This is a genomic window from uncultured Methanobrevibacter sp., assembly GCF_902770715.1.
In the GTDB taxonomy this organism is placed as follows: domain Archaea; phylum Methanobacteriota; class Methanobacteria; order Methanobacteriales; family Methanobacteriaceae; genus Methanocatella.
Genome location: NZ_CACXTS010000039.1, coordinates 1 through 14,908 on the forward strand (window position 1 = coordinate 1; position 14,908 = coordinate 14,908).

Genomic DNA, 14,908 nt, shown 5'->3' on the forward strand with positions numbered 1-14,908 from the left:
AATATCGCTTCTGATGTTTCCTAAAAATCTGGCCGCTTCATTATACTGTTCTGTGATATCCTTAATTGCCAATTCTTTTTCCTGGTTTGGATATACACCGATTCCATCCACAATATCTCCGCCGATAATAAGATATTTAACGTCTTCAGCAACTCTTCTTTGCTCTTCATCACCGTATTCACAGTTTATCCAATCGATAAATCTTTGGAATGCATCCTCCAAGAAGGTTAAGCTCCCAATGTGAACATCGGATAAAAATACGATTCCGAAGTCCATTTCTTTTTCAGGCACTCTGACAACACCTGGATTTATGATTTGCTGACCAAAAGCAAAATTGGAATCATCGCTTTTATTGGCAATAACTCCTATAACTTCATCTTTTACAAGCTTTTCAGCTTCAGCAAATAATTCTTCGTTCTTGTTTGAGAATAAAACAGAGATTGTTCCAGTATCATCTTCAAATTCAACGATTTTATGCCCATTCTTACTGGATCTGATTTCGCGAACCATCAAGATCATTGTAAGACTTTCCTGTGAATCGTCAATATCAGCTATTTTTGTAAAGTTTCTGAGTTCGGGCCTTCTCTGCAGGATTACTGACAGTTTTTCATATCTGCTTTTGAAGTAAGCAATTAGGTTTTCAAGCTCCCCGCTTGTGTATGATTTTTTAGAAGTATCCTGAATGATTTTGAAATCATATTTAACATTTGTTTTTTGTTCATTTCTTTTGAATTTAATTTTTTCATTCTTGATTGTTTCAGATGCTTCTAAAATCTCTTTGTTAACATGTTTTTCAGGAGAATCAGTATCTTTTTTAAGATTATCAATAGAAAGGGACTCTTTTTTTGGTGGTGTTTCAACTTTAGGTTCCTTTTCAACAGGTTTTTCTTCAATAGGCTCTTCGCTTGTTAATGTCTTTTGTGAATTGTCTTTTTTGGTCTTATTTCCAGTAATTTCATCGATTACTTCACCACTGACAGAAACCAAGTCCTTTGATGAAAATTTATCACCTTTCAATTTAACTATTAAGGAAGATGCAAAATCTACAGGATTTTCTGCATTAATAACTTTGTCATATGCTTCAGGTGATAGGTTGATTCCCTTTTTTGCAAATTTTAATAGAATTTTATTAGTTGACATATTAATTAAAATTTTAATTTTCTATGTTAATAAACTTTGAGAATTTTATTTTATAATATTTATTTTCGAATGTAAAATTAAGATATTAGTTATCTTTATTATATATTAAAATATAAATTTACATATTATAGTAAAATAATGATTGTGATAAAATGGCGAATAAAATTGTTCGAATAATTTTAATAATTATTTTATTTGTTATATTTTTTGAAGTAGGTCTTTTCAGTTCCTATACTATTGTAACTTCTGAAGCCCCTAACATTCAGGGTTTGATTGATATGCAGATACAGAAGATATCAAGCATTTTCAATCCTGAAAACGTAAATGAGGCTTTGATTAAGGACCCTACTCCTGTAAATATTACTAATAAAAAGGATGTTGCATTGCAGATGGAAAACATGTCGAAAGTTGATGGTGTCAATGTTGACTCAATGAATGTAACCACTCGTGACGATACAAGCAATAAGAATATCACAGTATCCATTGAAGCTTTAGGTTATGCATCACCTAATTCAACATCAGGCCAGATTATCATTAGTCAGGACCCTTCCTATAAAATTATTGCATCTGCGGACGCTACTTATAGAGGAAACGGACTAATGGTTGATACGGATAAAATGACAATTACATCTGTTTTAAAATTGTACAAGTGAGGATATAATAATATGATTAATGTAATAGGCATAGGCCAGAATAGAGAAAACATGACTTTAGGTGCTGTCAAAGCTATTGAAGAGTCTGACGTAATAATCGGTTATAAAAAATACATTAACCAGATTGAGGATTTGATTCAAGACAAGGAAATTGTTAAAAAGGGTATGGGCGATGAGATAGCTAGAGCAGAATATGCAATTCAAAGAAGTTTGGAAGGCCAAACCGTTTCATTAATTAGTTCCGGAGATCCTGGGGTCTTTGGAATGGCAAATGTATTATATCAAATTGTCAGCAAGTATGATGGTGTTGAAATTAAGGTTTATCCTGGTGTTTCTGCATTGAATTATGCATCAAGTCATCTTGGAGCTCCTTTACATGACTTTGCAGCAATTAGCCTAAGCAATATCTTAACTCCATTATCAGAAATTGAGAAAAAATTAAGATATGCTCTTGAAGCTAATTTAATTGTTGCGATTTATAACCCAATCAGTAAAACTCGTAAGGAACCTTTCAGAAGATTTAAACAAGCTGTTCTAGATATTAAAGGTGAAGATGCATTGATTGGTATAATTGATAGTACATATGAACCTCCAAAGGCAACAATCGTTGAAATCAAGGATTTAACTGAAGACATCGTTAACATGTCCTGTACATTGATTGTCGGAAATGACATAACATATGTTCAGGACGGCAAGCTTGTAACACCGAGAGGATATGTAATAAGATCCAAAATTCATGAATTATCACAAGATCATTATGAAAAATTCTTAAATGGTGAAATTGCACATGGTCCAAACCGAGAATGTGAATTTTATCCATGCCACTTTGAAGGTCAATACTGTGATTTATGCTATTGTCCGTTTTATCCTTGTGGTGACTCAGCCACAGGAGGATCTTGGATTAAGGGTAAAAATGTTTGGAACTGTAAGGAATGCATGTGGTTGCACCAAAAAGAAGCTGTCGAATGCTTAAGAGAACCTTTAGAAAACATTTTAGAAGAAGTTGATGACTTAAAATCTAAAAAGAAAACATTACTTAAACTTAGAAAGGCATGTTTATTACATGTTAATCCAAATGACTTATGAGGTAATTTAATTGTCAATTAAAAATCTTTTAATAGAAATGAAGAATATGTCGGAACTGATGGTGGATTTGGCATATTCTGCAGTACTTTTCAATAGTAAAACTGCTGCTGAAGAAGTAATTACATTAGAAAATGAAGTTAATGCAATGAATTATGAAATTAAAAAGGAATCCTTAGTTGCTGCCAGGTCATATGAAGATGCCGAAAAATTAACAGCTTTGCTTGAGATTGCAGAAGCTACAGAAAGTATGGCAAATGCAGCAAAAGATTTGGCTGATTTAGTTATCACAGGATTTAAACCACATCCAGTATTTAAAATGGTTATGGAAGAATCCGATAAAAGTATTGTTAGAGTTACAGTTGATGAGCAATCAGAATTAGCTAATAATACTTTAGGAGATTTACTTTTAGTAAATCGTACCGGTATGAGAGTAATTTCAATTAGAAGAGGTTCATCCTGGATTTATGGGCCTGATAAGAATACTACAATTTTACCTGGTGATACATTAATTTTAAAAGGAACAGACGAAGGTGCAGACCTACTTGAAAAATTAGCATCTGGAGCTTGTTCACTTGATGATATTCCAGAAGAATTAGAAGAAGAATTAGACTGAGTGATTAAAATGAAAAGGGGTAGTGATACGTGTGAGAGAAAAACAGAAGAAGATTCGCAGTTCACTATCTACTCAAGCGTTCTCTGAATTTTACGCTGAACATGACTATATAATAAAAGAAGGATTAATCGCTCTTTTAATTTGTGCAGTAGGAGATTTGATAGCAGGTATTATCCTCGGAAAAATGACTTTTTTCCTTGAAACATTTCCAGGACTGTTGGTAGTTATTCCTGGAGCTATTGGTATGAGAGGAAATATTTTTGGTTCTTTTGCCTCAAGATTATCTACCAGCTTGCACATCGGTTTGATATCTCCTCAATTTGAATTTTCACAAGATTTGAACAATAACATATTTTCATCTTTTGTTTTAACTCTTGTTTTGTCTATATTTTTAGGCGTTGTAGCTAAGATATTCTGTATTATATTGCATTCCCCTTCAATGGACATAATCGATTTTATATTGATTTGTACAATTGCAGGATTGATTTCCAATTTGATTATGCTTCCAATTACAATGTTTGTATCATTTAAAAGCTTTGAACATGGCTGGGATCCGGATAACATTACCAGTCCTATTATAGCCGCATTTGGAGATTTATTTACACTTCCGGCAATTATAGCTTCAACATTTATCTTAAGATTCATCGATGTTGATGTCCTTGTTAAGTATATTGTTCTGGTTGCAATATTAATAGCTGTTTTTGTAAGCTTTGTATACTGCTACAGACTGTCCGATGAAACAAGAACCATATTAAAGCAATCCACACCAATTTTGCTTTTATGCTCCTTTTTAGGAGGTTCAGCAGGTGGAATTCTAAACAGCTCTGTAGAGACATTACTTACAAATCCTAGCTTATTGACATTGATTCCACTATTTTCAGGTGAAAGCGGAAGCTTAATTAGTATTTTAGGTGCAAGATTATCTTCAGGCCTTCACTCTGGTTTAGTAGAACCGCTAAGAAAGCCGGAAGGGGAAGCTCTACATAACTTTGCAATATGCTTTATTTTAGCTATCATTGTTTTCCCATTCATTGGAATTCTTGCAGAGTCCTCTTCATTGATGTTTGGAACAATGGGCATCGGATTTGATAAGATTATTCCAATTTCTACACTATCAGGTATTATTTTGGTTGCAATAATGGTAGTTGTAGTTTATTATATTTCAACAGTTTCATATAATCATAATTTGGACCCGGACAATATTGTAATTCCAATTTCTACAAGTGTGACAGATTCAATCTCCAGTCTGATTTTGATATCAGTTTCATTGATAATAATTGGTCTTTTTATTTAATACCAGGCTTTAAGTGTCAGCTGACAATCGTTTGTCCTAAAATAATCGTATTCTAGCTTATCTTCATCAAAATTTTTTGGAACGCCAACCAAAACTACTTTAGCTTTCGGCTGATTGAAATGAATAAAAACTATTGCATCGGTGTCATCATAAAACTCAATCTTATTGTTTAAGTAAATGCAATCCGACATTGTGGTTTCCCAGGGCATCTGCTTAACGACCCGTGTAGTTCCTATAGTATATTTAAGGTCATATTTTTGACTGTCATCCACCAATAGATAATAGTCAGTCCTTTTTAGATTTCCTTCAAATACTTTAAAGTAATTGCAGCTTGTTTTTGTTTGATCGTGATTATGATTGCATTTCCCTTCATTTTTAAAGTCCTTTATCACAAATTTTTTATAAAAATCGCATTTCACTAATCTGTTGACAGAATAGACATCGTTTGAATCATCATTCGAACCTATTTTTACACTTGAAACAGTACTCTTCTTCGGTATTAGCTCAAGTGATGTGTGTATATTGGATTTGAATAATCTTTCATCCATCAGCTTTTTATAGTTTTCACCAAGAGCAATGAACTTTTGATACGAAACGCTGTTTGGAATGATTTCACCCTCCTCATTAGTAATTGCAAGACCTGGTGTGCCTTTGCTTATTTCAAACCAGTTATCAGGTATTCCAGGATTGTTGATTAAATTGTCAACCACTTCAGATATTAAGGTCTCCATATTTTCCTTTTCCTGCGCACTGACAATTTTGTTGGTAGTACTTTCAAATGATGTTAAAATCGCTCCGCAAATGAGCAAAATTATCACGGCAGCTATTGTAATTTCAATTATTAGGTTTCCATTACTATCCATCATCAATCAACCCGTATTTTTTTCTGTGAGAAGAGTCCAAAATTAAGCTGTTCCAATCGTCTGGGTCTATTTTTTCACCGTTGTAGTGGTCTGCAAAAACGACATGATCAGAACAGGACAAAGATTCGTTTTTAAGTGGAGTGTGTGTTTGGATAAAGACTTCAAAGCCATAGTGAGGGCATTTTCCTTTTCCTTCAAGACGGCAGAGATAGCAGCTTCCATCCGCACTTTCATGGAAATATCCGTTTTTGAGGCAGTCATCCAGTACTCCATAATCACCGTGATGAATATAGGGGTCATATGGACATTTTTTAATGTAAAGTGGTGCTGTTGCTTCGATATATGATTCCGGGGAGTCTAAATGATGCAATAGCATATAGGCCGATAATGCGGTTTTATAATGAATCTGATTGTCATATGTTAGAATTCCCGACAATACGGTTAGCTTGGCTATTGGCAGAGGATCCCTCAATCCTTCAACAGATGCGTTCTTTTCAATGATTTTGGAAAATTTTTCGTCACCCTTTTCGATATTTAATTTAACTTTAAAGAGCAATTTCCATGGTGAATCCGTATTTTCAACAGATAATGTTTCAGAATTGATTTTCACATCATATTTGTTTTCATATTCCTCGTTTCTCTCATCCAAAATTTTATTTAAATTCTTCTTGATTTGGTTTTCACTATTTATCACAGGCAATCCATTAAAGACCTTTTGTGTTGCCCCATCTATTGCCTCCCTTTCCAGCATTTCCAGATTTTGCGTGTAATCTTCAACAATATATCTGAAATTATCATTACTTTGCGAGTCCGTGTTTTCATTTTGAATGTAATTTATTGAAGCTACAACAAAAATGCAAATAAATAGTAATGTTATAATCAAAATGGCGGTTGTTCCTACAATTATATTGCCTTTAGAGTCGATTTTCATTTTTAAAAATTTGGTGGTGATTTTATAAATTCATTGCTGAAGTGCGACGATATGATTTTGTGCAATAATGTAATACTTATCTAAAAAATTTGCAAAATTAGTAATAAAAAAAATACTTATTTATATTATTTTAGATAAATTATACTTATTAGAAAATATATGGAGGATTTGCATGTCAGATACTGTAAGAACATGGCGTCATATACAACAAAGATATAATCTTATAGGTTCTAAATGTAACACTTGTGGTGAATTGTTTTTCCCATCTCGTGTAGTTTGTCCTAATTGTAGAAGAAAAGGAGACCTTGAACCATTCCAATTTTCAGGAAAAGGTAAAATTCACACTTTTTCAGTAATCAGATCAGCACCTGATGACTTTAAGAAATCAGCTCCTTATGCTGTTGCTGTTATTGAACTTGAAGAAGGAGCAAAATTAACCACCCAATTGGTGGATTGTGATGTAGAAAATCTCGAAATCGGCGACGATGTAGAGATGGTATTTAGAAGAGTTAGAGAGGATGGAGAAGACGGAGTAATCTCATATGGATACAAATTCAAAGTTATCAAATAATACTGCTGTTATTTTAGTAAGCCACGGCAGTACATTGCCTTTTGCTGAAGAAGTTTTCACTGAAATCAAAGAAAAATTCATCAAAAAAACAGATTTAGCAACTGAAATCGGATATATGAAAGTTTCCGAGCCTACCATCGCAGGAGCGGTTGAAATATTAAAGGAAGAAGTTGACGGTTTGAATAAAATCATTGCACTTCCAGTATTTTTAGCTCCAGGAATTCACACCAACATTGACATTCCGCAGCTGTTAGGCCTTGAACCTTTGGAAGTCGACCCAAGATGTCCTGATGGAAACTATCCTGCAGAACACTATCTATCAATAGCTGATGATGTTGATTTTGATGGCGATATTGAATTATTAGGTTCAATTGGACCAAGAGATGAACTTTTGGACATTATTGACAAAAGGATAAATGAAGCATTGGCAGAATCCAAATTAGGCGATGATGCAAAAACTGGAATTCTGCTTGTAACCCATGGTTCCAGATTAAACTATAATAAGGAATTTGCAACAGCCTTATATGAAAAATTTGAAAAGAATTGCAGCTTACCTTCAAGTTTTGGTTTCATGGAATTGTGCGGTCCAAGCATCCCTGAATCTATTAATAAATTAGCTGATGAAAATGATTTGGAAAGATTAGTTGTTGTTCCTGTATTTATTGCACCCGGAATGCACACAACTCATGATATTCCACACATTTTGGGATTCCTTGAAGAGCATGAACATTCACACAGTCATTCCCATGGCCATGGTGACCATGATCATGTGCACGACTTGACTCCAGTCAATTTTGACGGTGAAATTCTTTATCCGGAGCCAATTAAGGCAGATGACATTTTAATTGACATTTTAGCTAAGATGATTGATGAAAAATAATAATATTTTTCATATATTTTTTTGATAAATTTTTAAATCAAGATAACTTAACTGAATTTAACTTAAAACTTAATTATAGATTATTAAAGGATGATAAATTATGTCTGATAATAAAACAGGAATTTTACTTTTAAGCCACGGTTCCAGATTGGATGATGGTGAAGAGGTAATTAAAGCTTATAAAGAAATGTATGAAGAGGAATTTCCGGAAATACCAGTAGAATATGGATTCATGGAAATCAGAAAACCGGGCATACCTGAAACAATTAAAAAATTATCCACTGAAAATGATTTAGATAAGATTATTGTTGTTCCGGTCTTTGTTGCACATGGATTGCATACAAAAAGGGATATTCCGGGACTTCTTGGTATTGAAAGTGATTTTGACGCTGATGCGGTATCTGGTCATCACCACCATCATCACGGGCATGACCATGATGATCATGACCATGATCATGGACACCATCATCACCACCATCATGACCATGTTGAGGAAGAGGTTGAATTTGATGGTGAAATCGTTTTAACCGACCCTCTTGGAATTGACAAACGTATGTATGAAATTATTAAAGATAGAGTTTCAGATTATTTATAATTTGAAAACTTTTCATTTTTTTCTCTTTTTTTACTAAAAAATTAAAAAAATATATTTCTTTTCTATGTATTTTCATAATTAAGTAATTTATAAATTCGATAGCGGCAGTAAATATGACGCTATTGAAATCAGCAGCACAATAATCGTTAATAAAGCATAAAACATTGAAATGGCTTATTAAATTAAGTCCATACTTTTTTTATTTCTGATATTAAAATTTATTTATTCATAAATCCATACTAATATTTATGACCATTAAAGTCTCTGATATTGGTGAGAAAGAACTAGTAAGATACATTATTTCAAATTCAAAGAGCATTACTCCTGATGACACTGCCATTACAGAATTCGATTCTACAAATTTGATTTCTACAACAGACATGCTAATCCAGTCAAGGCACTTTCCTGATGGAATGTCATATTTCCATATGGGATTTAAAGCCGTTACAGCTAATGTCAGTGATCTTGCAGCCATGGGGGCCCAACCTTTAGGTTTTTTATTGTCTATTGCAATTCCAAAGGATTTGGCTTTGGATGACTTTAAAGAAATTCTTGACGGCGTTTTAAAAGCCTGTGATTATTATTCTATTCCCCTGATTGGTGGTGATACTAATGAAGCTGATGAAATTATTATATCCGGAACGGCTTTGGGATTATGTGATGCTCCATTAATGAGGGACACTTATGAGATGGGTGATGTAATAGCTGTAACAGGCGACATTGGCCTTGCCGCTTTGGGTTTTGAATTGGAGATTTCAGACAATATTTATTCTAAAAAAGCAATTAAGCCAAAAGCTAGACTTAAGGAAGGACAAATATTAAAGGAAAACGGTGCAACTTCAGCTACGGATATTACTGATGGGCTTGCAAGTGAGCTGTATGAAATCAAAAAAAGTGGATTCGGATTTATGATTCATGAAGAACTTTTAGGTATTTCCGATGAATACAAACAGATTGCTGATGAACTTGGCTTGGATTATTTGGATTTGGTATTTCATGTAGGTGAAGACTTTGAATTGCTGTTTACAATTTCAAAGGAAGATTTGGAAAAATTGCCAATCGACCATAAGGTTATAGGTGTTGTCACTGATTCGGATGTCATTGAGCTTACGTTAGAGAATGGCTTTGTCGAGGAAATTAAGAATAAGGGCTATGAACATTATGTTAGTGAGTAATGACCTGTATAAGAAAAGCTCAAAGACACAAAAAATCAGATGTGAAATCTGTGCAAATTACTGTAAAATAGCCGACGGTAATTCTGGAGTTTGTAGGCAGCATAAAAACATCAACGGCGAGCTATTTGATGAATCGTATGGAATTGTTTCATCATTAAGCCCAGATCCGGTTGAAAAAAAGCCTTTAAATCATTTCTTGCCGGGAACATTTACATATTCAATCGGAGGTTTTGGATGCAACATGACATGTTTGCACTGCCAGAACTATATGATATCCCATGAATTTGATAAATTTTCAAGGGGTATTAAAATAACATCAGAAGCGATTGTTGAAAATGCACTTAGATATAATTGCAAGTCAATTGCTTGGACCTATAATGAACCTACTATACACTTACCTTTCTCCAAAAAAACTTCTTTACTTGCAAGGCAAAATAACCTGAAAGTTATCTATGTAAGCAATGGATATTTTTCAGACAAATCACTTAAAGAGGTTTTGAGTTTTGTCGATGCATTTAATATAGACTTGAAATCCATGTCCAGTGATTTTTATAAAAAAGTTTGCGGTGCAGATTTAGACATTGTTTTGGACAATTTAAAAAGGGTTTATTTGGAAGGAAAACATCTAGAGATTACTAATTTAATAATTAATGATTATAATGATTCAATTGAAGAAATCACCGAATTATGTGATTTTGTAGTTGGGGAGTTAGGTCCGGATGTGCCATTGCATTTTTCAAGGGCCTTCCCATATTATAAAATGAATGATATTGCACCGACAAATCCCGAAATCCTGTTTAAGGCAAAAGAAATAGCTTTGGATAAGGGAATCAATAATGTTTATTTAGGAAATATTTAAAAAAAAGTAAATTTAAAGTTAGTTATTCAGAAAAACTAACTCTTTCGAATTTTTCAATTGTTTTAAGTGATTTGGTCGCATCTACTCCAATTTTGGTAGTAGTTCCGTCACTTTCAGCTACAGGATCAAGTGATGAACCGCGCACATTCGGAACAATCATTATGTCCCTGTCACCTTTGACACGTGTAGCTATTGCATATTCAACATCTTCAGCGTCAAACACATTAACGTCAGTGTCGACTACAGTACAGTGCTTGAGTGAAGGGTGTGCGGATAATGCTGCCATGATAGCGTTTTTACCATCGCCCTCAGTTTGCTTGTTAATTGAAACAACTGCATGTAACCAGCAGCAGCCACCTTCAGTTAAAACAACATTTTCGACTGTAGGTACAGCATTTTTGACGGCTTTGAAAATTCTTGGCTCTTGCGGTAGGCCTTGCAGCAATTTATGTTCAAATCCGGCAGGAAGGATTGCATGGTATGCAGGATTATCCTTTTTAATGTGCATTTTTTCAAGGTTGATTATAGGCTGGTCACGAATAATGTCATATGTATCAGTCAAATCAACAAATGGACCTTCCGCAACGGTTTCTGTAACAGATATTTTTCCTTCCAGGATAATGTCTGCCTGCGGAACTTCAAGTTCACCGCATTTAATCAATTCCAATTCACCATCTTTAAATGCATTAGCAACTTCCATTTCATTGTAGTCAATAGGTATTGAAGTGGTGCTTGCAAGTAAGATTGCAGGGTCCATTCCAATGGCAATTGCAATCTGCAAATCTTCACCAGCCTTTTGGGCATTTTGGAAATAGGTATAGAGGTTTCTTGGTACGATTCTGATAACCAATCTTTCATTGTCAAGAACCATCATTCTGTGAATTGAAGCATTCTGAATTCCGGTAACTGGGTCACGTGCAAATACGACACCCGCAGTAATGTATGCTCCACCATCCCTTGTATAATGGGTTAAAATTGGAATTTTGCTTAAATCAATATCTAAATTATCATATTCTGAGAAATCTGTGAATTTATCTACTTTAATCGGATTTTCCATAGCGTCTATGATTTTCTGTGTTATTTCGGAGACTTCACAGTTGATTGATTTTGCGATTTTTTCCCTGGTATTGCAGATACCGGAGATAACAGGCATATCAAATCCCTTTACATTTTTGACAATAACTGTATCCTTAGGGTGCTGTCTCAATATTTTAGCTACTTCAAATTCATCTGAAAGTTCATCAGTAATTTCAATAATGTTTTCGTCGTTAATGTTCATGCTATCACTATAGGGTAATTTTTTTATCTTTTAATTTATCAAGAAGTTGTACAATATTTGGATTATTGATAGAAAGAATTTCCGCAGCGAGAACTGCTGCATTTGCTGCATTGCTTCCATTATTTATTCCAACCGTAGCGACAGGAGCTCCTGGAGGCATGCTGACGGTTGTTAACATATAATCATCACCATTTTCATTGGTACATGGTACGCCAATCACAGGCCTGTCTGTTAATCCGACAATTCCTCCGGTAACCTGTGATGAGTTTGAACTGATTCCAATGAATACTTTAGCATTTTTCATGGACTTTACATAATTTGTGAATTTTTTAGTGGATCTAATAGGACAGACGACTTTGATGTCATGTGAGATTTTAAGTCTGGATAAGACCACTGATACTTTTTTTGCCTTTACAACATCATTTTGCCTTCCAACGATTATTGCAACTTCAGCATCCTTGTTTTTACAGCATTCTTCAGCATCTTCATCAGCTTCAATTTCTTCAATTTTTAGATTTTTGATTCTTAGGAAGTCATTTCTTAAAAATGGTCTGTCTATTTTCTGAACGATTTCCTCATTGCTGTCAATTACCTTTTGAGCGTATTGCTTTCTTAATGCTATTACTTTTTGACGCACTTCCTCATCATGTATTCCGATAAATTGGGCGGCCAATATTGCGGCATTATCTCCCCTATCGATTCCGACTGTAGATATTGGGGATGGATAAGGCATTTGAACAATTGATTGCAAAGCGTCAATTCCACTGGTTTTCACATCAACCGGAACTCCAATAACCGGTCTTGGGGTATGTGCAGCAATAGCTCCAGGCAAATGTGCAGCAAGACCTGCAATCCCAATGAATACTTTGATTCCTGCATCCGTACCCTGTTTGACAATTTCACGAACAAGATTTGGAGTTCTGTGTGCTGATGCAATTTTTAAACTGTAAGGTATTTCTAATTTATCTAAAACATCCATACTTTTTTCAGCAATAGCAATGTCTGATCCACTTCCAAGAATAATCATTATTTTTGGCATCATTAAATAATCCCTTCTAAAAATAATTTATAAATAAGAATATTATATTAAAAGTCATTAATAAAGTTATTAAAATTCTAAAGTATCATTGATAAGTTTATTCTATTTCTTTTTAAATCAACATCCAAAACTTTAACATCGACAATATCTCCCACGCTGACAATGTCTAAAGGGTGCTTTACAAACTTATCGGCAACTAATTGAGATATGTGAACTAATCCGTCTTGATGAACTCCAATATCTACAAAAGCGCCAAAATCAACAATGTTTCTAACGGTTCCCTGCATTATCATGCCTATTTCCAAATCTTCAATTGACAAAACGTTTTTTCTAAGCATAGGTTGAGGCATATCTTCACGAGGGTCACGCCCAGGCTTTTTAAGTTCTTTTATAATGTCTTTTAGGGTTTCTTGACCGATGGTCAGCTCTTGAGAAACTTCTTCTATGTTAATATTGTCCAATTTTAGATTTGAACTTCCAATATCATTAACGGAATAATTCAATTTTTTCAAAAGCTTTAATGTTGTGTCATATGATTCTGGATGTATGGTTGTATTGTCCAGGGGGTTTTCAGGATTGTCGACTTTGATGAAACCGGCGCACTGTTCATATGTCTTTTTACCAAGTTTCTTAACGTTCAGTAGTTCATCCCTTGAATTGAAGCTTCCATTCTCTTCCCTATAACTGATTATATTTTTAGCGGTCGTGTTCCCGATGCCTGAAACATATTTCAATAGGCTCACCGAAGCTGTATTGAGGTCGACTCCAACTTCGTTCACGGCCTTTTCAACGACTCCTGTCAGTGATTCGTTCAAGTGTTTCTGATTCATATCATGCTGATACTGGCCGACACCGATTGACTTTGGATCTATTTTTACAAGTTCGGCTAATGGGTCTTGTAATCTTCTTGCAATGGAAATTGCGCTTCTTTCACCTTCTGAAAAGTTTGGAAACTCTTCATCAGCAAGCTCTGAAGCGGAATAAACTGACGCTCCAGCTTCGTTAACGATGATGTATTCAACGTTTGTTCCCTCAATTATTTCAGCTACAATTTCCTCGGATTCTCTTGAAGCAGTTCCATTTCCAATAGCTATTACATTAATATTGTATTTATCAATCAAGCCACGGACAGTTCTTATTGATTCTTCCACTTTATTCTGTGGTGCTGTTGGATATATTAATTCAGTATCTAAAACTTTCCCTGTTTCATCTATAATTGCCAGCTTACAGCCTGTTCTGAAGGCGGGATCCCAGCCCAGGATGGTTTTTCCTATAAGAGGGCTTTCCATCAACAGCTGATTTAAGTTTTTTGCAAACACATCAATTGATTTTTCTTCGGCCTTTTCGGTTATATAATTTCTGATTTCACGTTCTATTGCAGGTGAAATTAATCGCTTATATGCATCCTCAACAGATTTTTTGATGATTGGTGTTGTATAAGGGTTATACTCTATCTTTTCTGGAATTTTGGAGACATTTTTGAGTACATGCCTGTTTAGATATCTGATAATATCATCACCATCGCAGGCAATCTTTACTTTAATTACACCTTCCTTTTCTGCCCTATTTATTGCCAGAATCCTATGTGGGGGAATTCTTTTAACGTTTTCACTGTAATTGTAATATATGTCATATTCGGTTGTTGCATCTTTATCTTTGGCTTTTGTTTCTATTTGGCCGGTATAAAAAGTATTTTCTCTGATTTTCTTTCTGAAATCGGAATTGTCTGAAATTTCCTCTGCAATGATATCCTGTGCGCCCTGTATAGCCTCTTCGGGAGTTTTCACTTCATCCGTAATGTATTTTTTGGCAATCTCTTCAATTCTTGTCCTGACTTCCTGCTTTAGGATTATCTGAGCAAGAGGGTCTAAACCCTTTTGTCGAGCTTTTTCAGCCCTTGTCTGTTTTTTGCTTTTGTAAGGCCTGTAGA

General features: G+C 34.5%; 15 protein-coding genes. 9 read left to right on the forward strand and 6 right to left on the reverse strand.

Translation table 11 applies throughout. The features are described from left to right. Positions 1-1,140 (reverse strand): DNA polymerase II small subunit (locus QZU81_RS09330; RefSeq protein WP_295591488.1); only part of this gene is annotated, 1,140 nt, incomplete at its 3' end. Between the two features lie 152 nt (positions 1,141-1,292). Between QZU81_RS09330 and QZU81_RS09335 the strand changes: the two genes are divergently transcribed. Genes QZU81_RS09335 through QZU81_RS09350 form a run of 4 tightly spaced genes read left to right on the forward strand, consistent with a single transcriptional unit; the run spans position 1,293 to position 4,786 of the window. Next, positions 1,293-1,793, forward strand: coding sequence for a hypothetical protein (locus QZU81_RS09335; protein ID WP_292851260.1), 501 nt, complete (start codon positions 1,293-1,295; stop codon positions 1,791-1,793). Between the two features lie 12 nt (positions 1,794-1,805). Then, positions 1,806-2,879: a precorrin-3B C(17)-methyltransferase gene (gene cobJ, locus QZU81_RS09340; RefSeq protein WP_295591490.1), complete on the forward strand. Its 1,074-nt coding sequence runs from the start codon at positions 1,806-1,808 to the stop codon at positions 2,877-2,879. 10 nt (positions 2,880-2,889) lie between these two features. Continuing rightward, positions 2,890-3,492 carry a potassium channel family protein gene (locus QZU81_RS09345; RefSeq protein ID WP_292824275.1) on the forward strand — a complete coding sequence of 201 codons (603 nt, stop codon included), beginning with the start codon at positions 2,890-2,892 and terminating at the stop codon, positions 3,490-3,492. A 31-nt stretch (positions 3,493-3,523) separates the two neighbouring features. Then, positions 3,524-4,786, forward strand: coding sequence for a magnesium transporter (locus QZU81_RS09350; RefSeq protein ID WP_295591492.1), 1,263 nt, complete (start codon positions 3,524-3,526; stop codon positions 4,784-4,786). Here the strand turns inward: QZU81_RS09350 and QZU81_RS09355 are convergent. Both QZU81_RS09355 and QZU81_RS09360 read right to left on the reverse strand, forming a co-directional pair. Continuing rightward, positions 4,783-5,652, reverse strand: a complete 870-nt coding sequence (locus QZU81_RS09355; protein WP_295591494.1) for a hypothetical protein — start codon at positions 5,650-5,652, stop codon at positions 4,783-4,785. The two genes, QZU81_RS09350 and QZU81_RS09355, sit on opposite strands and share 4 nt — an antisense overlap. Next, positions 5,642-6,580, reverse strand: a complete 939-nt coding sequence (locus QZU81_RS09360; protein ID WP_295591496.1) for a hypothetical protein — start codon at positions 6,578-6,580, stop codon at positions 5,642-5,644. Before QZU81_RS09360 ends, QZU81_RS09355 begins: the two co-directional genes overlap by 11 nt. 172 nt (positions 6,581-6,752) lie before the next feature. On the opposite strand from QZU81_RS09360, the gene QZU81_RS09365 reads away from it, so the two are divergent. The 5 genes from QZU81_RS09365 (at position 6,753) to amrS (ending at position 10,660) form a co-directional block, all read left to right on the forward strand. Further along, on the forward strand, positions 6,753-7,151 hold the full coding sequence (locus QZU81_RS09365; RefSeq protein ID WP_292824264.1) for a Zn-ribbon domain-containing OB-fold protein: 399 nt from the start codon (positions 6,753-6,755) through the stop codon (positions 7,149-7,151). Beyond that, a complete protein-coding gene (gene cfbA, locus QZU81_RS09370; protein WP_295591499.1) occupies positions 7,123-8,031 on the forward strand; it encodes a sirohydrochlorin nickelochelatase in 909 nt (302 codons plus the stop codon). Before QZU81_RS09365 ends, cfbA (QZU81_RS09370) begins: the two co-directional genes overlap by 29 nt. Before the next feature lie 97 nt (positions 8,032-8,128). Beyond that, positions 8,129-8,626, forward strand: a complete 498-nt coding sequence (gene cfbA, locus QZU81_RS09375) for a sirohydrochlorin nickelochelatase (protein WP_295591509.1) — start codon at positions 8,129-8,131, stop codon at positions 8,624-8,626. A gap of 248 nt (positions 8,627-8,874) precedes the next feature. Beyond that, positions 8,875-9,801, forward strand: a complete 927-nt coding sequence (gene thiL / locus QZU81_RS09380; RefSeq protein WP_295591501.1) for a thiamine-phosphate kinase — start codon at positions 8,875-8,877, stop codon at positions 9,799-9,801. After that, a complete protein-coding gene (amrS, locus tag QZU81_RS09385; protein ID WP_295591503.1) occupies positions 9,788-10,660 on the forward strand; it encodes an AmmeMemoRadiSam system radical SAM enzyme in 873 nt (290 codons plus the stop codon). Before thiL ends, amrS begins: the two co-directional genes overlap by 14 nt. A gap of 22 nt (positions 10,661-10,682) precedes the next feature. On the opposite strand, the gene QZU81_RS09390 is transcribed toward amrS, so the two are convergent. The 3 genes from QZU81_RS09390 to QZU81_RS09400 form a co-directional block, all read right to left on the reverse strand. After that, positions 10,683-11,939, reverse strand: a complete 1,257-nt coding sequence (locus QZU81_RS09390; protein ID WP_292824252.1) for a UbiD family decarboxylase — start codon at positions 11,937-11,939, stop codon at positions 10,683-10,685. A gap of 7 nt (positions 11,940-11,946) precedes the next feature. Continuing rightward, positions 11,947-12,981 (reverse strand): 5-(carboxyamino)imidazole ribonucleotide mutase, encoded by a 1,035-nt coding sequence (gene purE / locus QZU81_RS09395; RefSeq protein ID WP_295591505.1) that lies wholly within the window; start codon positions 12,979-12,981, stop codon positions 11,947-11,949. 74 nt (positions 12,982-13,055) lie between these two features. Beyond that, a partial coding sequence (locus QZU81_RS09400) for a Tex family protein (protein ID WP_295591507.1) occupies positions 13,056-14,908 on the reverse strand: 1,853 nt, incomplete at its 5' end.